The sequence below is a fragment of the Flavobacterium sp. LK-23 genome (assembly GCF_058135255.1).
In genome coordinates, this window is sequence record NZ_JBYUVT010000006.1 from 161,803 (window position 1) to 184,232 (window position 22,430).

At 32.7% G+C, this 22,430-nt stretch carries 25 protein-coding genes; 12 read left to right on the forward strand and 13 right to left on the reverse strand.

The window, feature by feature from the left end; translation table 11 throughout:
- Positions 1 to 42: 42 nt before the first annotated feature.
- Positions 43 to 270 (reverse strand): DUF5808 domain-containing protein, encoded by a 228-nt coding sequence (locus AC3Y25_RS11875; protein WP_095928268.1) that lies wholly within the window; start codon positions 268 to 270, stop codon positions 43 to 45.
- 93 nt (positions 271 to 363) lie between these two features.
- On the opposite strand from AC3Y25_RS11875, the gene AC3Y25_RS11880 reads away from it, so the two are divergent.
- Positions 364 to 1,422 carry a helix-turn-helix domain-containing protein gene (locus AC3Y25_RS11880; RefSeq protein WP_320494148.1) on the forward strand — a complete coding sequence of 353 codons (1,059 nt, stop codon included), beginning with the start codon at positions 364 to 366 and terminating at the stop codon, positions 1,420 to 1,422.
- Positions 1,423 to 1,535: 113 nt separating this feature from the next.
- Positions 1,536 to 3,782: a TonB-dependent receptor domain-containing protein gene (locus tag AC3Y25_RS11885; RefSeq protein ID WP_320494147.1), complete on the forward strand. Its 2,247-nt coding sequence runs from the start codon at positions 1,536 to 1,538 to the stop codon at positions 3,780 to 3,782.
- A gap of 1 nt (position 3,783) precedes the next feature.
- On the opposite strand, the gene AC3Y25_RS11890 is transcribed toward AC3Y25_RS11885, so the two are convergent.
- From AC3Y25_RS11890 to AC3Y25_RS11915, 6 genes are all read right to left on the reverse strand, one after another.
- Complete coding sequence (locus AC3Y25_RS11890) at positions 3,784 to 3,948, reverse strand: DUF5808 domain-containing protein (RefSeq protein WP_489902893.1); 165 nt, start codon at positions 3,946 to 3,948, stop codon at positions 3,784 to 3,786.
- 71 nt (positions 3,949 to 4,019) lie between these two features.
- The gene (locus tag AC3Y25_RS11895) at positions 4,020 to 6,173 is read right to left on the reverse strand and encodes a peptidase domain-containing ABC transporter (protein WP_489902894.1); all 2,154 of its coding nucleotides are present in this window, start codon (positions 6,171 to 6,173) and stop codon (positions 4,020 to 4,022) included.
- A 7-nt stretch (positions 6,174 to 6,180) separates the two neighbouring features.
- Positions 6,181 to 6,702: a TlpA family protein disulfide reductase gene (locus AC3Y25_RS11900; RefSeq protein ID WP_489902895.1), complete on the reverse strand. Its 522-nt coding sequence runs from the start codon at positions 6,700 to 6,702 to the stop codon at positions 6,181 to 6,183.
- A gap of 165 nt (positions 6,703 to 6,867) precedes the next feature.
- On the reverse strand, positions 6,868 to 7,206 hold the full coding sequence (locus AC3Y25_RS11905; protein WP_489902896.1) for a hypothetical protein: 339 nt from the start codon (positions 7,204 to 7,206) through the stop codon (positions 6,868 to 6,870).
- 362 nt (positions 7,207 to 7,568) lie between these two features.
- On the reverse strand, positions 7,569 to 7,787 hold the full coding sequence (locus AC3Y25_RS11910) for a hypothetical protein (RefSeq protein ID WP_320494139.1): 219 nt from the start codon (positions 7,785 to 7,787) through the stop codon (positions 7,569 to 7,571).
- An 88-nt stretch (positions 7,788 to 7,875) separates the two neighbouring features.
- Entirely contained in the window at positions 7,876 to 8,100 is a 225-nt protein-coding gene (locus tag AC3Y25_RS11915) for a hypothetical protein (RefSeq protein WP_320494138.1), read from the reverse strand.
- 179 nt (positions 8,101 to 8,279) lie between these two features.
- Here AC3Y25_RS11915 and AC3Y25_RS11920 point away from each other — a divergent pair, with 179 nt between their 5' ends.
- Complete coding sequence (locus AC3Y25_RS11920) at positions 8,280 to 8,624, forward strand: helix-turn-helix transcriptional regulator (RefSeq protein ID WP_320494137.1); 345 nt, start codon at positions 8,280 to 8,282, stop codon at positions 8,622 to 8,624.
- Between the two features lie 63 nt (positions 8,625 to 8,687).
- Here the strand turns inward: AC3Y25_RS11920 and AC3Y25_RS11925 are convergent, their stop codons facing one another.
- The gene (locus AC3Y25_RS11925) at positions 8,688 to 9,947 is read right to left on the reverse strand and encodes an aspartate kinase (protein ID WP_320494135.1); all 1,260 of its coding nucleotides are present in this window, start codon (positions 9,945 to 9,947) and stop codon (positions 8,688 to 8,690) included.
- Between the two features lie 152 nt (positions 9,948 to 10,099).
- Entirely contained in the window at positions 10,100 to 10,588 is a 489-nt protein-coding gene (locus AC3Y25_RS11930) for a GNAT family N-acetyltransferase (RefSeq protein ID WP_250835009.1), read from the reverse strand.
- A 171-nt stretch (positions 10,589 to 10,759) separates the two neighbouring features.
- Between AC3Y25_RS11930 and fbp the strand changes: the two genes are divergently transcribed.
- Positions 10,760 to 11,764, forward strand: a complete 1,005-nt coding sequence (fbp, locus tag AC3Y25_RS11935) for a class 1 fructose-bisphosphatase (RefSeq protein ID WP_320494131.1) — start codon at positions 10,760 to 10,762, stop codon at positions 11,762 to 11,764.
- A 149-nt stretch (positions 11,765 to 11,913) separates the two neighbouring features.
- On the opposite strand, the gene AC3Y25_RS11940 is transcribed toward fbp, so the two are convergent.
- Complete coding sequence (locus AC3Y25_RS11940) at positions 11,914 to 12,345, reverse strand: TerB family tellurite resistance protein (protein WP_095928262.1); 432 nt, start codon at positions 12,343 to 12,345, stop codon at positions 11,914 to 11,916.
- Positions 12,346 to 12,513: 168 nt separating this feature from the next.
- Between AC3Y25_RS11940 and AC3Y25_RS11945 the strand changes: the two genes are divergently transcribed.
- From AC3Y25_RS11945 to AC3Y25_RS11965, 5 genes are all read left to right on the forward strand, one after another.
- Entirely contained in the window at positions 12,514 to 13,107 is a 594-nt protein-coding gene (locus AC3Y25_RS11945; RefSeq protein ID WP_095928261.1) for a HupE/UreJ family protein, read from the forward strand.
- Positions 13,108 to 13,112: 5 nt separating this feature from the next.
- Positions 13,113 to 13,544, forward strand: coding sequence for a deoxycytidylate deaminase (locus AC3Y25_RS11950; protein WP_095928260.1), 432 nt, complete (start codon positions 13,113 to 13,115; stop codon positions 13,542 to 13,544).
- Positions 13,544 to 15,121: a S41 family peptidase gene (locus AC3Y25_RS11955; RefSeq protein WP_489902897.1), complete on the forward strand. Its 1,578-nt coding sequence runs from the start codon at positions 13,544 to 13,546 to the stop codon at positions 15,119 to 15,121. Before AC3Y25_RS11950 ends, AC3Y25_RS11955 begins: the two co-directional genes overlap by 1 nt.
- 16 nt (positions 15,122 to 15,137) lie before the next feature.
- Entirely contained in the window at positions 15,138 to 15,503 is a 366-nt protein-coding gene (locus AC3Y25_RS11960) for a nuclear transport factor 2 family protein (RefSeq protein ID WP_095928258.1), read from the forward strand.
- A gap of 88 nt (positions 15,504 to 15,591) precedes the next feature.
- Complete coding sequence (locus tag AC3Y25_RS11965) at positions 15,592 to 15,909, forward strand: hypothetical protein (RefSeq protein ID WP_095928257.1); 318 nt, start codon at positions 15,592 to 15,594, stop codon at positions 15,907 to 15,909.
- Between the two features lie 96 nt (positions 15,910 to 16,005).
- Here AC3Y25_RS11965 and AC3Y25_RS11970 read toward each other — a convergent pair whose 3' ends face one another.
- From AC3Y25_RS11970 to AC3Y25_RS11980, 3 genes are all read right to left on the reverse strand, one after another.
- A complete protein-coding gene (locus AC3Y25_RS11970) occupies positions 16,006 to 16,611 on the reverse strand; it encodes an FAD-dependent oxidoreductase (RefSeq protein ID WP_095928505.1) in 606 nt (201 codons plus the stop codon).
- Between the two features lies 1 nt (position 16,612).
- Complete coding sequence (locus AC3Y25_RS11975; protein ID WP_095928256.1) at positions 16,613 to 16,816, reverse strand: hypothetical protein; 204 nt, start codon at positions 16,814 to 16,816, stop codon at positions 16,613 to 16,615.
- Positions 16,817 to 16,923: 107 nt separating this feature from the next.
- Positions 16,924 to 17,502 (reverse strand): MarC family protein, encoded by a 579-nt coding sequence (locus tag AC3Y25_RS11980; RefSeq protein ID WP_008465051.1) that lies wholly within the window; start codon positions 17,500 to 17,502, stop codon positions 16,924 to 16,926.
- A 318-nt stretch (positions 17,503 to 17,820) separates the two neighbouring features.
- Here AC3Y25_RS11980 and AC3Y25_RS11985 point away from each other — a divergent pair, with 318 nt between their 5' ends.
- The 3 genes from AC3Y25_RS11985 to AC3Y25_RS11995 all read left to right on the forward strand — a co-directional run bounded on the left by AC3Y25_RS11985 (position 17,821) and on the right by AC3Y25_RS11995 (position 22,363).
- Complete coding sequence (locus AC3Y25_RS11985) at positions 17,821 to 18,390, forward strand: DUF3109 family protein (RefSeq protein WP_379801291.1); 570 nt, start codon at positions 17,821 to 17,823, stop codon at positions 18,388 to 18,390.
- A 336-nt stretch (positions 18,391 to 18,726) separates the two neighbouring features.
- Positions 18,727 to 19,704, forward strand: a complete 978-nt coding sequence (locus tag AC3Y25_RS11990; RefSeq protein ID WP_248728436.1) for a ribonucleotide-diphosphate reductase subunit beta — start codon at positions 18,727 to 18,729, stop codon at positions 19,702 to 19,704.
- Between the two features lie 265 nt (positions 19,705 to 19,969).
- Positions 19,970 to 22,363 carry a ribonucleoside-diphosphate reductase subunit alpha gene (locus AC3Y25_RS11995; protein ID WP_489902898.1) on the forward strand — a complete coding sequence of 798 codons (2,394 nt, stop codon included), beginning with the start codon at positions 19,970 to 19,972 and terminating at the stop codon, positions 22,361 to 22,363.
- Positions 22,364 to 22,430 lie beyond the last annotated feature (67 nt).

Here is a 22,430-nt window from a genome sequence, read left to right on the forward strand (position 1 = left end):
ACTTTAGTTTTAAGTTCTTAAATAACTCTAATTTGTGACCTATTAGCGAAGAAACAGTATGAAGATTAACAATACTAAAATTAAAATTATCATCACAGTTACCGAATTTGGGTTTGCAAAGTTTGTAGTCCATCCAAATTCTTTAATTTTTTTGGGAGGAAAGAGCCTTGGATCCTCTGGATTATAATAAAACATTCCCCAAACCCAATTCTCAGGATCATTATGCCATCTGTTTTTTGTTTCTTCACTTGGTTCGTTAGTGTTTTTCATAATTTTTTGTATTAGTTGGCTATTATAAAGTTAATTGATTTTCATTTAGAAATAATCTTTTTAGCTTTGTTAGTGATATGACAAATTTAAATTATGGATACTGGCAAAGAACTTTTATTCTTTTTTAGTGCTTTAGGAGTTTTCAACGGAATTATTCTGGGCGTGTATTTCTTCTTTTTTACTAAGAAAAAATACCTGACGAATTATTTTCTGGGGGCGCTTTTGTTTGCTCTGAGTATTCGTATCGGAAAATCTGTGTTTGTTTATTTTCATCCCGAACTTCCAAAAATGTATCTTCAGTTTGGACTTACGGCTTGTTTTTTTATCGGACCATTTTTGTATTATTTCATCAAATCGGCAGTTGAAGAAGTGCAGATAATGCCCAAATCATGGAAATTTATTTTGGCATTTTGGGCAACTTTAATTGTTGCTGTAGGTATTTTATATCCGTACGAAGCATATCCAAAACTTTGGGGAGGTTATTTAATAAGAATCATTTATTTTCAATGGTTTGTTTATATCGTTTCTGCTGGTTTTGAACTTCGTGGAGTTTTGAAAAAAATCCTGAGTCGAAAAGAAAAAACAACTCCAGCCGAAATGTGGTTTGGAATGTTGTTTTTAGGTAATTTTCTCTTGTTTCTATTTTATTTTCTATCCATCATGGGAGCGTCAGGAGCTACCTATATAAGTGGCGCGGTTGTTTTTTCGTTTATTTTATACTTGGGAATTTCTATTCTTTTGTACCGAAAAAAAACAGACGATTTGTTTTTATTGAATGGAAAGATTTCGAATAAAAAAATAGAATCAGCAGATGCAAGAATGTGGTCAGATAAATTGGAGAACGCCATGTTTGAAAAAAGTTTGTATAAAAATCCGAACTTAACGCTTCAAGATTTATCTCAGGAAATTAATATCTCAAGCCATCAATTATCACAGTTTCTGAATAATAATCTAGGAAAGAATTTTACCAGTTATGTAAACGAATTTCGAATTAACGAAGCGTGTAAAATTATCACTTCTTCCGATAAATTGACATTAGAATCTGTGGGTTACGATGTCGGATTTAATTCCAAATCAACCTTTTTCGCAGCATTCAAAAAACACACTGGAACGACCCCGCTTAATTATCAGCTTCAGGCTTTACAATCCTAATTGGGTATCGATTTATAAATTCGTACTCCTGATTTCGCTTTTTGCAATCTCATTTATTGATTTTCAGATGACTTTTGTTTCAAATAAAAGTCAAACTGCTAATGTCAAAATTTATGAGATTTCTAAAATTGGTTACCCTTAATGTTTTTCTTCTGATTTTTTCATCAATAGAAATAAAAGCGCAACGCTTCAAAAATGTTAAAGACAAAAGTTATTATAGCGATGATGTAATCCTTGGAAAAAAAACATTAAAGTCTGCTCAAGATACTGTAATTATTAAAGACAAAGAGAAAGAGCACAATGAGCTAAATGAAGTGGTTATAAAGAGCCAAGTTTCATTATTAAAATACGGAGCCAACGGTAATATTGATGTCAATGTAAACGGAACTGTTCTGGCAACAAGCAGTTCGGTAAATGAATTGTTAGGAAGAGTGCCCAATGTTGTAGTTGCAGATGGAGAAATTAGCGTTGTCGGAAAAGGAGAAGCTATAATTTATCTCAACGGAGTTTTGATTAATTATGAACGTTTTGCTGCAATTCCTGTTTCGCAAATTCAAAAGATAGAAGTTATTTCTAATCCTTCTGCAAGATATGATGCCGAAGGAAAAGCGGTTATCAATATTATAACCAAAAAAAATATAGAAAGCGGTGTAATGGGAACTGTCAATCAGCATATAACCGTTTCTAAATTTGGTGGAACCATTTATAATACGCTTGTTGATTTTAATTATTCTAAAGGAAAGTTCTCGTTTGTAACCAATTACGGTTTGCAGTTAGGAAGAAATCGCGAGTTGTTGTACACCACAAGAACACGCCCAGATCCTGATGATTTTATGAAATCTGAATTGACAACCGATTGGAAAAGAAGATTTAACAATTATTCTAATTTCGGATTCGGACTTCAGTATAGTTTTTCTCCAAGCAATTATATTTCATTGGCTTACAGTGGAAATGTAAATGATTTGGGCGGAATTACAGAAAGCAGAAATTCGATAACCAATAATTTTGGAAATAGTTTTTATGCCACAGACGTTGACCGAAATGATGTCTTGCTAAATCAGTTTGTTAATTTGAATTATAACTGGACAACGGCTAAAGGTTCGACATTATTTATAGGATCACAATTTTCAAATTACAATCAAACTATAAGAGATTTTATTGACGAAAATAGTCTGATTGAGGAAACAGATTCCGAACGATTTTTAAAGAATAATGTGGGTAGCCGGATTAATATAATTGCAGTTCAAGCCGATTATTCTAAGAAAATAAATGAAAAAACAAAACTCGAAATAGGAGCGAAGTTTAGCCACGCGACAATAAATTCTGGAACAGATTTCTTGATTTCTGATGATGAGATTAATTTTGAGCTGGATGACGAACTTTCAAGCGATTTTGAATACAACGAAAAAATTGCTGCTGCGTACTTTAATTATATCGGGACATTGAACGAAAAGATTCATTTTTCGCTTGGCGTAAGAGGCGAAAAAACAAGTTATGATTTATTTACAAATGCCAATGGAATTCAGAAATTTGATAAATCGTACGGCAATTTTTTCCCCAATGCACTTTTAAACTTTAATCTTTCAGAAGATTGGAAAGGACATTTCTCTTATGTTTCCAGAATTACAAGACCTCGATATCAGGCACTAAATCCGTATGTTATTTATCAGGATCCGTTTACGACCATAGAAGGAAATCCTAATTTGCTGCCAGAAAAAATTCATGCTTTTGAAATTGGTGCGATGTATAAAAAATTTGATTTTAAAATAGGATATACCTATAAAACAGATCCTATTTCTGGTGCGGCTTTGAGAGGTGACACGCCAAATAGTTATATTTTAAGATCGTTGAATTTAGAAAAAGAACATACTTTTTTTACTTCACTCTCAAAATCCTTTACAGCCAAATGGTGGAATTCGACAAATACTGTAAGTATGAATTTGACTAAAGCTATTGATAATTTTTATGAATACGAATTAGGTCCAATCACACCGCAACTCTATCTTTATTCGAATAATACATTTACGATTCCAAATGTTTTCAAGATTCAATTATTGGCTTGGTATTTAGGTAATAAAAGTTATGGATTACGAACAGATAATAGCCGTTCGACGGTGACATTAGGTGTTGAAAGAAACTTTTTTAAAGATGCGCTAAAATTGAATTTTACAGCAAACGACATCTTTCACGATTTTATGGTTTCAGGCGATTACGAAGTCGGTCAAACCGAGATTTACTACCATCGAACTTACACCACAAATTACTTTAAATTAATAGCCACATATAATTTCGGGAATTCAGAAAAGGCAACTTATAAAAAGGCTGAAATTGAGCAGACGGAGAATAATAGGGCGAGGTAAATTACCTGATGTATTGTGATAATATAAGTAAAACAAGTATTATTATTACTGCAAAAAAAACAGAATGCGGGTTGGCAAAATTAATCGTCCATCCCATTTGTTTGATTCTTTTTGGAGGAAACAGTCTTTCGTCTTTTGGATTAAAATAGAAAATTCCCAAACCCAATTACTCGGATCATTGTGCCAATTGTTTTTTGTTTCTTCGGAAGTTTCGTGGTTAGTCATAAATTAAAATTACTAATTTTCTCTCACATATTCACTGTAAAAATTATCACTTTGCATTAACTCTTCATGATTACCAGATTTAAAAATTGTATTATTTTCTAAAATATAAATAGTATCAGCAATATTTCTTAACTTATTTAAACGATGTGAAATGAAAAATACAGCACAATCTTCTTTTATTTTTTGAAGTAATTTAATGGTGAAGTTTTCGGTGTTACGATCCATTGCTGATGTCGCTTCATCCATAATCAAAAATTGAGGTTTTTTATACAAAGCTCTTGCTAATGCAATAATTTGCTTTTGTCCGCCGCTGAGATTTATCCCTTCTTCACCAACAATGGTTGCTAATCCTTGAGGTAATTTATTAAAAAAAGATTCAAAGCCGTATTCTTGAATAAATTTCATTAAGTTTTCTGGTAAATCCTCAACACCTAATAAAATATTGTCAAGTACATTTCCGTTGAAAATTGTTATTTCCTGAGGAATTACGGATAATAAATTTCTGTAACTTTTGAGTCCAATTTCTTGAAGTTTAAGCTTGTTGTTTACTATAATATTTCCATTTTCGAATTGATAAAAGCGTTGTATTATTTGCCCAATTGTACTTTTTCCGCCACCGCTTTCTCCAACTAATGCTGTAATTTTTCCTTTTTCAATTTCTATATTGATATCGTGAAATAAAACACTTCGACCAGCAAATCTAAAAGAGAGATTTTGAATGGATATTTTATTTATTTCGGAAATCTCCAAACCTTCTTCATTTTCTTTTTCAATAGATGCAAATTCATACATTCTACTAAAAGCAATTTTAGCTTCGTTTATTGGAATTGAAATTAATGCGAGATTAGCAATTGAAGGCAATAAAGATCCAGATATTCCTAAAATCGCCATTAATTCGCCAATTTTAATCTGCTTGTTAAAAACCAAAATTGAAGTGTAGATTAAGATTCCTATAGAAAAGGCGACACTTGCTAAACTGGATTGCCAGGATAATGTGATATTGACTTTTCCCAGATTAAATACTTTTTCTTGAAAATTTGAAAATATATGTTCGTTTAATTTCGTGAAAATATCTTGTTTATTGTCATTTTTTATAGTCGAAATTCCCTGAATGCTATTAATGTAGTTGCTTTCGTTAACTGCATTACTTTGCATAATTTCTGTTTGTGATTTGATTATTTTTTTATTATTACTGTAAATTATAAAAAAATAAATCGGTAAACTTAGTAAAGAAATTAAGCCTAGTTTCCAAGAATAAACTAATAAGAAAACTAACGATATAATTGCGACTAATATATCAATTACTAAAGTGCTTGTAAGCATTCTAATTACGCTTTGCACACGTTGAGCATCATTTAATCTCGCAATAAGTTCTCCTGTTTTTCTTGTGTCAAAAAAAGATTTTGGAAGATGCAGCAATGAAGAGAAAAAGGAATTATTTATTCGGTTATTAAAATCTTTAGACTGTTGTAATAAAAAGTATTGTCTTAAAATACTCAGTCCAATTCTTGCAAGAAGTAATAAGGCTAATAAAGAGATTCCGGAGATTAGTTTATTAATATTATGCGAAGGTAAAATATCATCGATCAGTTTTTGAGAAAATAATGCCATCGACATTCCTAAACCGGCAATAAAAACACCAAGTAAAATAGAAATCCAAATAAGTTTATAATCCTCTTTTAAGATTTCCAGAAACCACTTCCGCTGTGCATTTTTTTCTAGTTTTTCTGTTACAAAGTGTTCGTTTGGTTCGAGAGTTAAACATGTTTTCGAAGCCCATATTTTTTCTAAATCCTGTACGGATAAAGTATAAATGCCTTTTGCAGGATCGCCAATCAGGAAACTTTTGTCATCATTATATTTATAACAAACAATATAATGCTGTAATTGATTTTCGATTAGAACATGTAAAATAACAGGTTGTTTGTAATTAATAAGAGCTTTAATATCCGCTTCAAAACCTTCTGAATTAAACCCAAGCTGACCTGCTGCCTGATACAAACCCAACATTGTTGTGCCTAGTTTGTTTGTGCCGGTTATCTCCCTAAGTTTTTCGATAGAATTATTTCCGTTGTATAATTTTATCATTGATAATAGACAAGCTACACCACAATCTGATTGGTCTAATTGTAAAGTATGTGTTTTTTGTATGTGTTTTAAATTCATTACAACTTTATTTTGCATTCATTTTTTTGATTAAACTCTCAACCTTAATTTGCCCTTTTACTTTTTCAATTAGGTTTTGGTTCTTGTCGTAAAGAACTAAACAAGGCAATGAATTCACATCAAAAGTAGTAGCGAAAGTAACTTTGTTATCACATAAAAAATAAACGTTATCATAAGTCGTCAATTGATGTTTTTGAGCAAATTTTTTAATTAATTCTGGTTCTTCAAACGATACAAAGACTAATTGGCTTTTATTAAATCTATTTATATTGTCTTGTATCAGTCTAGCTTCTTCATTGCAAAATTCGCATTCCGTATTAAAATATATAAAAATAGTAGAAGATTCTCTCTCTAAGTTTTGATTCGTAAAAACTCCTCCTTTTATATTTTGATAATTGAATTTAGGAATCGTTTCTATATTTTTCTGAACTTCTTCTATATAATTTATTCTAGAGATTATTCGATAACTTAGAAAAAGAAAAGTACTCGCAAATAATAAAACAAGTATATTTTTGAGTGCGTTTTTCATTTCTCTTTGTTTTCTTTTAATTGGGTTGTTATAATTAATAAAATCATAGGAATAATTCCCAGAACGGTTTGAATTAAATCAGCCTTATAAAAGAAATAATTGATTGCATACCATATAATCATTAGACAGCATAACACGAAAAGTGTTTTTTTAAATTTTGACATATTAACTGTAAGTAAGAGTGAAAAACATTATTGTTGCTACCCATAAAATGAGCGCTGGAACATAACTTAAGGCTACTATTTTTAAACCATAATCTGCGTTTGTATTAGTTAATTTTCCAATTTCAAATCCTAGAAATATTATATAAGTAAGTTCAAATAAGTTAAGTGCCTGAAATGGATAAATAAACCAAGGCTCTAATCCTTTATAACCTGTAATATTTAAAGCTGATAGAGGATAAAAATTTTGAATATCTTCTAATGCATAATTGGTTTGGCCTAGGTAGAACCATAGAGTCTTAATTATTGGGATTAGCAAAAAAATAAATTCTGCTTTTATCACAATATCATGTAAGTTTTATATTTTATCTCTTTGTTAGAAAAGTATATACCAATATAGAGTATGGCAGCAACTATTAAGGTTTTAATTAAAATACTAGCAGGAATGTAAAAATAAGTCCACCAGTGCCATTTATCTTGAAATTCAAGATAAGTGTTTAATTGATCTGAGCTTAAGCTATTGGCTAGGTAATGACGTAGTAAGCTCTTCATATTAATTACCTTTTCTGAAATTTCAGCTATTATGATAAAAGCTATAGAGAGTAATAGATACTTTGAAAAAGTATTATTCATTTTGTTAATGTTTTCTGATATTTAAAAAGCATTATTCTATAAGAATAATGCTTTTAGTAATAAGTAGATAGATTAATTGTTAGAGCGGTTATTTTTATTTTCCTTTTTAATGGCTGTAACGTAAGCTATAAAAAGTGCTACGGATGATAAAAAAGGTCCGATAGCATATTTAAAGTCAAAAAAAGTAATATTGTCGAAATTCTCTTTTTGAAATAACCAACTTAAGTTGATGCCTAAAAAGAATAAGGAAAAGACAAGCACAATGAGTAATATGTTTTTTTTAACTTTCATGATAGAGTGAGTTTGTAGATTTTTATTCTCAGTAGAGAAATAAAATTTTGCATTACTTTAATCTCTTTTTCTTTTAGTTCCTGTAATATTAACGACAAGCTGCCCCCCACTGGGCTGAAGTGTAAATGAATGCTGCAGCGCCAAATCCAGCTCCTACTACTGAAGTCGCACCCATAATTAAACCTGCAAATCCGAATGCTAGACCTACAGATGCGCCAGCACAGTTGGTTAGAAAACCTCCGCCGTTTTGGGGGTCCGCTGCTTCTTGATCAACTTTGTTGGTATAAGGGGCTCCGCCTGACAAGTTTTCCATTTGATTTAATTCTAATTTTTTCATCTTTTTAAAATTTAGAGTTTGATATTGATTAATTGTTATAATGACAAATGTAAATTGGTCAGGAAAAAACTCTTAGTCTAAAATCGGTTTTTTAAAATCTAAATTCAAATAATTGTAAAATAATTCTTATATTTATATTTGTAAAAATGTTAAATATGAATATAATTATAGGAAATAAGCTTAAAAAACTTCGTCAGGCAAAAAATATGTCACAAGAAGAAATAGCAGATTATCTAAACATTTCGCAATCAGCTTATGCTAGAATGGAAAGAGGAGTAAGTACTTCTTGGGCAACTCATTTTAATAAAATCTGTAATCTTTTTGAAATTAAACCCGAAAATCTATTAAGTAAAAATGAAGAGGAATTTTTAAATGAAGAGAAAGAATCAGATTCGATAGAAATTGTAAATCAGTTATCAGAAAAAATAATTGAGCAATATGAAGCACGCATAAAAGAATTAAAAAAAACAATTAAAGATTTAAGAAGAAATAGAGAATAAAAAAGGTTTCATCAATTAAGATGAAACCTTTTATAATGAATTGAATAATTAACGCTTAGAAAATTAATTTAGTTCCTTAGTCACAATCTGCATGGTTTCGCGGCTAACTTGTTTTAATAAAACTTCTTTGTTGGCCTCAACAGTATGTGCGGCATCTTCATTAAAGTGACGAATCGTATACAATGTTACATTTTCATTAAAGTCAACTTTGAATTTTTTCGAAAGAATAGCATTCAAATCGTTGAAATTTCCAAATTTATCTTCCACACAAACAGAGAAACTAATGGCAGAGTTCTGAATTAAGTTTACTTTGATTTTGAATTCGTGGAATAAACCGAAAATCTCACTGATGTTTTCCTCCATAATGAAAGAGAAATCAATTGATGAAAGCGATATTAAAAGCTGCTCTCTTTTTACGATAAAACATGGATATTGCGGTTCCAAGTCAACTCCTTTAGAAACACAAGTTCCTTTTAATAGCGGATTGATAAACGATTTTACGTATAATGGAATTTCTTTCTTCTGTAACGGCTGTAATGTTTTTGGGTGAATAACCGTAGCTCCGTAAAATGCCAATTCGATAGCTTCACGATATGAAATCTGGTTTAACAAACTTGCATTTTCAAAATAACGCGGATCGGCATTCATAACTCCAGGAACGTCTTTCCAAATCGTTACACTTTCGGCATTTAGGCAGTAAGCAAAAATTCCGGCAGTATAATCAGAACCTTCACGGCCAAGAGTTGTAGTGAAGTTATTTTCGTCGGCACCTAAGAATCCTTGCGTAATATTTAATTGTTTTCTCGGTACATTTTTGCTGATGTTTTGTTGCGTTGTTTCCCAATCAACCTCTGCATCTCTGTAGTTTGCATTGGTTTTGATGAAATTGCGAACGTCAAGCCATTGCGTCTGAATTCCCATGAAATTCATAAAATGACTTAAAATATTAGTCGAAATCAACTCACCAAAACTAACAACCTGATCGTAAACAAAGTTGTAATTTGGAGATTTATTATGTGCTAAGAAATATTCTAGTTCAGCAAATTGTGCATTTACAGCTGCAAAAACGGCATGATTTTCATCTTCAAACAAATCCAATAAGATCTGATTGTGGTATTTTTTGATTTCCTGAACAGAAGAATTCAATTCTGTCGATTTTTCAAAGTAATTCTTGATTACTACTTCAAGAGCATTTGTTGTTTTTCCCATAGCCGAAACTACAAGAATTACGTCTTCGTAACCTACTTTTTGTAAAACGTCGTATACGTTTTTAATTCCATCTGCATCTTTTACCGATGCTCCTCCAAATTTAAATACTCTCATTTTTTAATTAATAGATTTTTAGATTTTTTTTCCGCCACGAATTCACGAATTATTTTTTCTAATCTTTACGAATAAAAATTCGTGAATTCGTGGCGAATTGCCAAAGACTTTAAAATCATTTTAATCCTTATAATCTGTGGCAAACTATTTTTTTATAATTTTTCTAAGAACGAATTAACTCCTGCTTCATCCATTTGAACCACTTGCCAATCTTCTAGAATTCTGGCACCAGAATTCTTGTAAAAATTAACAGCTGGTGTGTTCCATGCCAAAACATTCCACTCCACTCTTCTAACATTATCTTTTTTTCCTTGCTTCATGATTTCAGCATAAAGAGCAGAACCTAAACCTGTCCCACGCATCTTTTCTTTTACAATCAAATCTTCAAGATGAATTGTCTTTCCTTTCCAGGTAGAATAGCGATAATAATACAATGCAATTCCAACAATTTCTTTCTGTTTTTCTTCGTTTTCGATTTCTGCTACAAAAACGTGAAATAATGGCTTTTCACCAAAACCATCACGTATTAAATCTTCCTCAGTAATGACAACCGCATCAGGCTCTTTTTCGAATATAGCCAGCTCCTGAATAAGCTCTAACACCGATTTCATGTCTTCAGGATTTCCTTTTCTAATATTCATATATTCCTATTTTTAACTATTTAATATCTAAAAAAGCTTCATTTTATTGGTCGCTTTTTGCAGATTATTAGCAAATATACAATAGTAACAAACTAACAAAATAATTTTTAATTCATTCTCACAAAATAGACGATATTTGTGACTTAAAAATAAAACTATAACGATTTAGCAATGGAAGAACGCAATAAAACACTGGGAGAGTTTATTATTGAGCACCAAAAAGCATTTCAGTATTCGTCGGGAGAACTTTCCCGAATTATTAACTCGATACGTTTGGCAGCAAAGGTTGTCAATCATAAAGTTAATCAAGCAGGTTTAGTAGACATTATTGGCGCCGCAGGCGAGCAGAATGTTCAAGGAGAAGACCAGCAAAAATTAGATGTCTATGCAAACGAAGTATTTATCCAGACGTTAATAAACCGTGAGATTGTCTGTGGTATTGCTTCTGAAGAAAACGACGATTTTATTACAGTTCAGGGGAGCGACAACTGTCATAATAATAAGTACGTGATCTTAATGGATCCGCTTGACGGATCTTCAAACATTGATGTGAATGTTTCTGTCGGAACTATTTTTTCTGTTTTCAGAAGAATTACTCCAATAGGAACTCCGGTAACTAGCGAGGACTTTTTACAGCCGGGAATCAATCAAGTTGCAGCAGGCTATGTAATTTATGGAACTTCTACAATGCTGGTTTATACGACTGGACATGGGGTGAATGGTTTTACACTAAATCCTGCGATAGGTACATTTTACCTTTCGCACCCAAACATGAAATTTCCAGAAAATGGAAATATTTATTCGGTAAACGAGGGGAATTATGTTCATTTTCCGCAGGGTGTAAAAAATTACATTAAATATTGCCAGCGTGAAGAAGAAGACAGGCCGTACACTTCAAGATACATCGGAAGTTTGGTAGCCGATTTTCACCGAAATATGATTAAAGGTGGAGTTTATATTTATCCAACAAGTTCAAAAGCTCCAAAAGGAAAATTACGTTTATTGTACGAATGTAATCCGATGGCGTTTTTAGCAGAACAGGCAGGAGGAAAAGCAACAGATGGTTTTGGAAGAATTCTAGAAATCCAGCCAACTGAACTGCACCAAAGAGTTCCTTTTTTCTGCGGAAGCTATAATATGGTAGAAAAAGCAGAGGAATTTATGGCGGCTGAGTGAGTGATCAGTTTTTAGTTTTCAGTCACAGTCGCAGTTTTCAGTCTGGACTATAAATAGCAAACCCGACAGGTTTTTTAAAACCTGTCGGGTTTTTGTTTTTTAATTTTCATTATCAGTCAAGTTTCAGCATAAAAACTGAACACTGAATTTTATTTATGCATGTGCTGCATTTCATAGATAAAAGTATCTGCATCCACTTTTTTGTCAACCAATGACAATGCTTTTGCAATAATGTAATCTACGTTGCTTGGTGTGAATCCTAGCGCAACACTTATTTTTTTCAATAATACTTCTTGTTTATCTTCAAGATGATGATCAACATGAACCATTCTTGTTAAATCATATAAACGCTCTAAACGTTGAACATATGAATAAGGTGGATTGATAGGATATTTTAATGGATCGCTAAGAATTTCTTCGTATTCCGATTCTGTAATTTCTAAACGAGAAGCAAGTTTGTCCAAAAAGGCTTTTTCCTCTGGATATACAACTCCATCTGCTAATGCTACACGTACGATAGCAGAAAAGTGTCCTTTGTTTCTTTGCTTGAATTCGCTATCAAATAATTCTGAAAATGACATAATTATTAAGTTTTTATATCACAAATATAAATTTTATTTTACATTAACGATTTTAAATTTCTCATAAAATTTAACTTATTTTTATTGCAGGAATTGGAAACTTGAATCTTTAATTTTGAAAATTAATCGTAAGTTTACAACCCCTAATTATTTAATTACAATATACCTATGTCACAATTTTGGATTTATTTTCAAATAGGATTAAAACACGTTTTAGATATCAATGCTTACGATCACGTTCTTTTTTTAATCGCCTTAACCGTTCCGTATCTTTTTAAAGACTGGAAAAAGATTTTTCTTCTGGTTTCTATTTTTACAATTGGTCATACTTTGGCTCTAGTGCTTTCTGTTTACGGTATCATTGCCATAAAAGTAGATGTTGTAGAATTCTTGATTCCGATTACAATTCTCGTAACCGCTCTTTATCATTTGTTTACGGCCGGAAAGACCTCAAAAAATGATGGCGTAAATTTGGTATTTTTCATAACTTTATTCTTTGGAATTATTCACGGACTAGGTTTTTCTAATTATTTCAAAACAATTTTAGGCGGTTCTGCAACCTCAAAATTGTTACCTTTGGGAGAGTTTGCCTTAGGGATAGAAGCTGCTCAATTAGTAGTGGTTTTTGTTGTTCTGGTAATTTCATATATAGTGCAGACGGTTTTTCGTTTTTCAAAACGCGACTGGGCGCTTGTAATGTCGGCTTTCATTATTGGAGTTGTAATTCCGATGATTATTGAAAGTCCAATTTGGAACAGATAAATTAAATGGAAGTAAAAAAGCTGAATAAATACGATAAAGCATATCTGCGAATTGCAAAAGAGTGGAGCCTGCTTTCTTACTGTAAACGTAAACAAGTTGGTGCAATTATCGTAAAAGACAGAATGATCATTTCTGATGGCTACAACGGAACGCCGTCTGGATTTGAAAATTGTTGTGAAGACGAAGACGGATTAACACGCTGGGATGTTTTACACGCCGAAGCAAATGCAATCCTGAAAGTAGCCAGATCAACGCAGTCTTGCGAAGGCGCAACATTGTATATTACGCTTTCGCCTTGCAAAGAATGCAGCAAATTAATACATCAATCTGGAATAAAAAGAGTGGTGTATAAAGATGGATATCGTGATGATTCTGGAATTCAATTTTTAATAAAAGCAGGCATAGAAGTAGAGCATATTCCTGTTTTAGAAGAGTAATGAAATTTAACTCAAAATATTTACCCATAGTAATAGGAGCTACTTTTGCTCTTGGAACAATTGCCGGAAGCGTCATGAATGCTCCCGCAAGCGACCAGCTTTTGGCTAAAAATTACTCAAAAACGAAACTTAACAAACTTATTGATTTTATTAATACAGAATATGTTGATAGCGTCAATACCGATTCGATTGTAAATCTTACGGTCGATAATATTCTTTCTAAATTAGATCCGCATTCGGTTTATATTCCGCCAAGCGAACAAGCTGAGGTTGCCGAAAGCATGAAAGGAGATTTTGTCGGAATCGGAATCAATTTTTATATGTATAAAGATTCGGTTGCGATTATAAAACCAGTTGAAAACGGGCCTTCAGCAAAAGCGGGAATAAAATCTGGCGATCGTATTTTATTTGCTGGAAAAACAAAATTATACGGTAGAAAACTGCCTTCGGATAGTTTGTTTTCTAAACTAAAAGGTCTTCAGGGTTCAGAAATAGAATTGACAGTTTTTAGGAAATCTGAACAAAAGAAACTTAAATTTAAAGTTAAACGCGATATTATTCCAATTAAAAGCGTTGATGCTTCTTTACTGTTAGGAAATAATGTTGGTTATATCAAAATTAACCGTTTTGCGGAAACTACTTTTAACGAATTCAAAACAGGTTTAACGAGATTAAAACAAAAAGGAATCCAGTCGCTTGTAATTGATCTTCGTGATAATGGCGGTGGTTATATGGAAGAAGCAATTGCTATTGCCGATGAATTTTTAAAAGATAAACAGCTGATCGTTTTCACAAAAAGCAAAAATGGCTCTACAGAGAAAACATACGCTACAAAAGCAGGAAGTTTTGAAACTGGAAAGGTTTATGTTCTAATTAATGAGAATAGTGCTTCTGCGAGCGAAATTTTAGCAGGTTCTATTCAAGATAATGATCGCGGTACTATCGTTGGTCGCCGTTCTTTCGGAAAAGGGTTAGTTCAAAGGGAAATGGATTTTAATGACGGATCAGCCGTGAGATTGACCGTAGCGCGTTATTATACGCCAACAGGAAGATCAATTCAGAAACCATATAAAAAAGGAAACGAAGAATATTTTAAAGAATCTGAATCTAGAATTGCTACTGGAGAATTTTATGCAAAAGACAGCATAAAAGTGGCAGATTCTTTAAAATTCAAAACTCCAAAGGGTAAAATAGTTTACGGTGGTGGCGGAATTGTTCCAGATGTTTTTGTGCCCTTAGAAGCAGAGCATGGGAATGAAAATGTTGCTTATTTGCTACAAACAGGAATTGTGGGGCATTTTGTTTTTGAAGAATTAGATAAAAATAGAAATGCTTTTGCAGGGGATAGTTTTGCTGAATTTTTAGCTAAAATGAAAAGCTCAGACCTATATTTCAAAAAATTCAAGAATTATATCTTGATGACGGGTCTGGATTTAAAAATGGATAAAACAAAAGCACTTGTCAATCGTTATATTACGGCTGAATTTGCCCGACAGCTTTATGGAGAATTGTACTATTATGATGTAATCTTAAAAGAAGACGCCATGATAAAAACAATTCTGACTCCGAAGAAATAACTTCAATCTTTATATCATGAAAATAGAAACCGTTGTTAATGCAGAAATCGAACTTCTAACTGCCATTAAAAAATCGGATGTTTTGGCTTTGGATACCATCCTTCATGATGATTTATTATTCAATATGCCAGACGGACAAACCATCACTAAAGATTTTGATTTGCAGACATACCGTTCTGGGAAGATTAAAATTGATTCTTTGGAGGGTTCTGATCAAATCGTTAATATAATTGGCGATTCGGCGGTAGTTACTGTTACAGTCGCTTTAAATGGAACTTACGATAACACTCCGATCAATGGCGTTTTCAAATACATAAGAGTTTGGAAGAAAATAGGGAAAAATCTAAAAGTTATTGCAGGAAGTTGCGTTCAGCTGGCATAAAGTTTGAAGCTGGAGAAATATTAACTTAAAACATAATTAGGCAATCTGAGTATAAATAAGAGCTTAATTTGCGGTAAAATTAAATTATATGAAAAATCTAAAAAGAATAAGTTTATTAGTGATTTTAATGACTTTTGTAATCTCATGTAAAACAATGAAAAACGATCCCAATACTGCAGTTTCTGGAAAAGTAGATTCTATTGAGGCAGGAAAAGACGGGTACACAGCGAAAATTACTACAGACGCCAAAGAAGTTTATTTTGCAACAATTAGTATCGTAAACGTTGGCGGTCCGCAAAACTACAAACAATTAAAAATTGGAGATGTTGTGTCTGTAAAAGGAGAAAAATGGAAAAGCGAAGACGAAAACCATATTAAAGTAACCCAAATCGTTTCGGTTAAATAAAACTAGAAAAAAATTAACCATATAAGTGATATAAGTTCGTTTAGTCTATACGCAAGATATAATATGAACTTATATCACTTATATGGTTTAATAATTTTATCGAATACTATCGTGTGCGTGAGTTTGCACGCCATTATTCCATAAAGTAAGAATATCTGTTGCTACTGCAGCGCCGCTTCCGGCAGCAATTGCCAATTGACTTCTCCAGCCCGCTAAAGTTCCGATTACATAAATGCCGTCAGCAACTTTATGGTCTTCATTTTTAAGCTGAATACGCTGTTTTTCTGGTAGTGCTTTTTTATGTGGTTCAATGTATTGCATTAAACCTTCAATGTCGAAAGTATTGGCAGAACCAATTCCGACTACGATATTTTTTGTTTGGTATGAATTCTTGTTGGTTACAACAGTAAATTCAGGATAACTGCCCTCAATTTTCATTACTTTTTCATTTGGAATCTGAGTAATGTGTGGGTAAGTTGTAGCTAGATCCTGTGTGCTTTCAGTTAAAAGTTCAGAACCTAATTTTCCTGGTGTAATTCCGTAAGCGTTATAAAATATTGCTTCTTGTAAAGAAGAATTTTTCTGGTGGGTAAAAATTCCGATTTTTTTATCAGTAACAAAAGTTTTGTTTTTTGCGGACCCTAAGACAAGAGCACATGACATTCCAGATACTCCTCCTCCGATAATTAAAACATCAAACATATTATCTGTTGTCATTCATTTTTTCTTCAATTCTTTTTGAAATTCTAAAAATCAAAAGAATCAAAACAGCGCAAAATGAAGCGGCGATTCCAATAAAAGCTACCATACTATCTCCTTGAAAAGGGTTCTGAAAGTCTAATAGCGTAATATTAAAAACAATTAAAGCTAGTGCCAAAAGCACTAAGATTGAAGTGAAAATTTTCATAAGGTTGTTTTGTTTTTGCCTAAAATAATAAAGTAGAACTTTAATGGGGAAAATGTCTTAAAGTTGTATTTTAGAAATTTTACGGGGTAAATTTATAAAAATAAAATTTAGACAAACAAACCTTTAACATTAGCAGCGAATAATTTAACAGCAATCGCCAAAAGTATTACTCCAAATGTCTTGCGAACTACTCCAAGTCCGTTTTCTCCCAATAGATTTTCGATTTTTTTAGAAGATTTCAAAACGATGTAAACTAAGATAATATTTAGAACAATCGCGATGATGATATTAATGGTATGAAATTGAGATCGAAGCGATAATAAAGTTGTCATTGTTCCTGCTCCAGCAATTAGCGGGAAAGCCAAAGGAACGATAGAGGCAGATCCTGGTTCTTCGTCACGGTAGATTCTGATTCCTAAAATCATTTCTAGCGCCAAAAAGAATAAAACGAAAGATCCTGCAACGGCAAATGAGTGAACGTCAATGCCAATTAAGTTTAGTAAACCTTCTCCAACAAAAAGAAAAACAATCATAATAGCTCCTGCAACAATAGAAGCTTTTTCAGATTCGATGTGTCCGACTTTAGCTCTTAAATTCACAATAATCGGAATTGAACCAACAATATCAATTACGGCAAAAAGCACCATACTAACGGTAATGATTTCTTTAAAATCGATTTCTAACATATCGCTTTGATTTTTAGGGTTTAAAAAACTGCTGCAAAAGTAGTTAATAAAGTTAGGTGTTTTTTCGTTACTATGTATTTTTGTTATAAAAACATGTTTTACAGGTTAAAAAAGTGATATTTGTAACAATTGTGATTTTTGCCACAGAGTATCGCAAAGATTTTCCGCAAAGATTCACGAAGTAATATTTCAAATAGTATATAAAGAAAGAAAATCTTTGTGAATCTTTGCGAGAAACCTTTGCGAATCTTTGCGGTACATTTTTTATGTGCTTTCTTTGACTATCTTTGCACTTTATAAATAACAGTATTTTATATCATGTTTCAGTTAGGTAAAACTATTATTTCAGAAGACATTCTGGAAAAAGAATTTGTGTGCAACTTGTCTGCTTGTAAAGGAGCTTGTTGTGTTGATGGAGATGCGGGCGCGCCTTTAAATGAGGCTGAAACTAAAATCTTAGAAGAAATTTATCCAAAAGTAAAGCCTTTTTTGAGAAAAGAAGGAATCGAAGCAATCGAAGCTCAGGGTACCTGGGTAAAAGGAACCGATGGAGATCTCGAAACTCCGCTTATCGATAATAAAGATTGTGCTTACGTAATTTTTGACGGAAAAACGGCTCTTTGCGGAATCGAGCAAGCTTATAATCAAGGACTCGTTGATTGGAAAAAACCAGTTTCTTGTCATTTATATCCAATTCGTGTGAAAGACTTCACGGAATTTGCGGCTGTAAATTATGATAAATGGGATATTTGCGATGATGCTTGTTCATTAGGTGCAGCATTGGAAGTTCCAGTTTACAAATTTGTTAAAGAAGCACTGATAAGACGCTTTGGTGAAGATTGGTATTTAGAGCTTGAAAAAGTAGCCGAAGAACTTAAAAATTCGTAAAAATCTACTGTCGAAATTATAGTCTTTTTGACTACATCTTTTGACTCAAAAAAATAAAGTTTTGACTCAAAAAAAACTTTTTAAAACTATTTAAAATTTCTTGCTTTTTATTCTAAAAAGTCTATATTTTACGGGGCTTTTGAAGTATAAAATAGCTTTTAAATCATTCATTTGCAGTAAATTAATTATTGTCTGAAAAGTTTTTCAAATTTTAGGCTTTGTTAAAAACTACGTCCGATTGTGAATAAGTTTGGCTTTTATTTTTGCCGTTAATTGACAATCTTTGTAGTGCACTGAATGTGTAAAAATTCAATAAAAAAATTAACAGAATCTGTCATGTCACAAATCGAACCAATATTACAAGAAAATAAAAATCGTTTCGTTATTTTTCCGATTAAACATCATGATATTTGGGAGTGGTATAAAAAGATGGAAGCAAGTTTTTGGACTGCAGAAGAAATCGATTTGCACCAAGATTTGACAGACTGGAATAACAAATTGAATGACGACGAAAGATATTTCATTAAACATATCTTAGCATTCTTTGCTGCTTCTGATGGAATCGTAAACGAAAATTTGGCTGAGAACTTTGTAAACGAAGTTCAATATGCTGAAGCGAAGTTTTTCTATGGTTTCCAAATTATGATGGAAAACATTCATAGTGAAACGTATTCTTTATTGATTGACACTTATGTGAAAGACGAAGCAGAAAAAGCAGAATTATTTAATGCTTTGGAAGTATTCCCAGCAATTGGTAAAAAAGCAGAATGGGCTTTAAAATGGATCGAGTCAGATTCATTTGCAGAAAGACTTATTGCTTTTGCTGCTGTTGAAGGAATCTTTTTCTCAGGAGCCTTCTGTTCTATTTATTGGTTGAAAAAACGTGGTTTAATGCCAGGTTTAACTTTCTCTAATGAGTTGATTTCTCGTGACGAAGGCGTACATTGTGATTTTGCAGTTCACCTGCACAATCATCACTTAGTAAACAAAGTGCCAAAAGAAAGAATTAAAGAAATTATTGTCGATGCCTTAGATATCGAAAGACAGTTTGTTACAGAATCTCTTCCGGTAAGTTTAATTGGTATGAATGCTGGTTTAATGACACAGTATTTAGAGTTTGTTGCCGATAGACTTTTGGTTGAATTAGGATGCGAGCGTGTTTACGGATCAGCGAATCCATTTGATTTCATGGACATGATTTCTCTTCAAGGAAAAACTAATTTCTTTGAAAAACGTGTTGCAGAGTATCAAAAGTCAGGTGTTATGAACAATGACAGTGATGCTCAAAAAATTTCATTCGATGCAGATTTTTAGACAACAAAAAATACTTTTAGCGTCTATCCTTCTAGAGATGCTAAAAAAAAGATTACAGGAATATTTTAAAGGTTGAATCTCTTTCCCCAAGTCGCAGATTCAATAGCAATTTTTGACGCATTTAAATTCGAAATTCGAATTTGAAATGAGTAACTATTGAGAATTTGGTAATTCTCCAAAATTAATTTAAAAACACGCAATGTTTAAGTACTGGAGCTCGTTCTCTAGGTACTTTCATTTTTTCAATAACTAAAAAGGTAAGCTTATGTATGTAGTAAAAAGAGATGGCCACAGAGAGCCCGTAATGTTTGATAAGATTACAGAAAGAATCAAAAAATTGTGTTACGGCTTAAATGAGCTTGTAGATCCAGTTAAGGTAGCGATGAGAGTTATCGAAGGATTGTATGATGGGGTTTCGACTTCTGAGTTGGATAATCTTGCAGCAGAAACGGCAGCTTCTATGACAATTGCGCATCCAGATTATGCTCAATTGGCAGCTCGTATAGCTATTTCTAATCTACATTCAAATACTAAAAAATCTTTCTCTGAAACGATGAAAGATATGTACAACTATGTGAATCCAAGAAATGGACAAGACGCTCCATTAATTGCTGACGATGTGTACAAAGTAATTCAAGAAAATGCTGCTTTTTTAGATTCTCATATCATTTACACAAGAGATTTTAATTACGATTACTTTGGTTTTAAAACTTTAGAGCGTTCTTATTTGCTAAAAATAAACGGAAAAATCGTGGAGCGTCCGCAGCACATGTTAATGCGTGTTTCTGTTGGTATTCACTTAGACGATTTAAAATCGGTTATTGAAACGTACGATTTAATGTCGAAAAAGTTCTTTACGCATGCAACGCCAACGTTGTTTAATGCAGGAACTCCAAAACCTCAAATGTCTTCTTGTTTCCTTTTGGCAATGCAGGATGATAGTATTGATGGTATTTACGATACATTAAAACAAACAGCAAAAATCTCACAATCTGCGGGAGGAATTGGTTTGTCTATTCATAACGTTCGTGCAACCGGATCTTACATTCGCGGTACAAACGGAACTTCAAACGGAATTGTTCCGATGTTGAGAGTTTTCAACGATACTGCTCGTTATGTAGATCAAGGTGGTGGAAAACGTAAAGGAAGTTTTGCGATTTATATCGAAACTTGGCATGCTGATATTTTCGATTTCTTGGATTTGAAGAAAAATACAGGAAAAGAAGAAATGCGTGCAAGAGATTTATTCTTCGCGATGTGGACTTCAGATTTATTCATGAAACGTGTTCAAGAAGATTCAACTTGGACTTTAATGTGTCCTAACGAATGTCCAGGATTGTATGATGTTTACGGAGATGAATTCGAAGCATTATATACCGACTACGAATTTAGAGGAAAAGGAAGAAAAACAATCCGTGCTCGTGAGTTATGGGAGAAAATCCTAGAATCTCAAATCGAGACTGGAACACCTTATATGTTGTACAAAGATGCAGCAAACCGTAAATCGAACCACAAGAATTTAGGAACTATCCGTTCTTCTAACTTGTGTACAGAGATTATGGAGTTTACATCTAAAGACGAAATCGCAGTTTGTAACTTAGCTTCTATCTCATTACCAATGTTCATCGAAAATGGACAATTTGATCACCAAGCACTTTACAATGTTACAAAACGTGTAACTCGTAACTTGAACAAAGTAATCGACAGAAACTATTACCCAGTTCAAGAAGCTGAAAACTCTAACATGCGTCACCGCCCTGTTGGTCTAGGTGTTCAAGGGTTAGCAGATGCTTTCATTATGTTACGTATGCCGTTTACAAGTGATGAAGCTAAAAAATTAAACCAAGAGATTTTCGAAACTTTATACTTCGCTGCTGTAACTGCTTCTATGGAAATGGCAAAAGAAGAAGGACCATATTCAACTTTTGAAGGTTCTCCAATGTCACAAGGAGAATTCCAATACAATATGTGGGGAATGAAAGATGAAGAATTATCAGGCCGTTGGGACTGGGCTTCATTAAGAAAAGAAGTGGTTGAACACGGAGTTCGTAACTCATTGTTAGTGGCGCCAATGCCAACTGCATCAACTTCACAAATTCTAGGAAACAACGAAGCTTTTGAACCTTACACATCAAACATTTACACACGTCGTGTATTGTCTGGAGAGTTCATCGTGGTTAACAAACATTTACTAGAAGATTTGGTAAAACTTGGTTTGTGGAACGAAGATTTGAAACAAGAAATTATGCGTCATAACGGATCTGTTCAAAACATTGATAGAATTCCGCAAGACTTAAAAGATCTTTATAAAACAGTTTGGGAAATGTCGATGAAAGATATTATCGATATGTCACGCCAAAGAGGATATTTTATTGACCAGTCTCAATCTTTGAACTTGTTCATGCAGGATGCAAACTATTCTAAATTGACGTCAATGCACTTCTACGCTTGGCAGTCAGGTTTAAAAACAGGAATGTATTACTTAAGAACAAAAGCGGCTGTAGATGCGATTAAATTCACATTAAACAACGATAAAAAAGAAGAAACGGCTCCATCTTTAGTTGCAGAAACGGAAGCAATCAGTGTTGAGGATTATAAAGCAATGCTTTTAAAAGCACAAGCAGCAGATCCTGAGGATTGTGAAATGTGTGGGTCTTAATGATTTTAGATTTTTAAAATATGAAAAGCAGTTATTGTAATGATAGCTGCTTTTTTTCAATACTTAT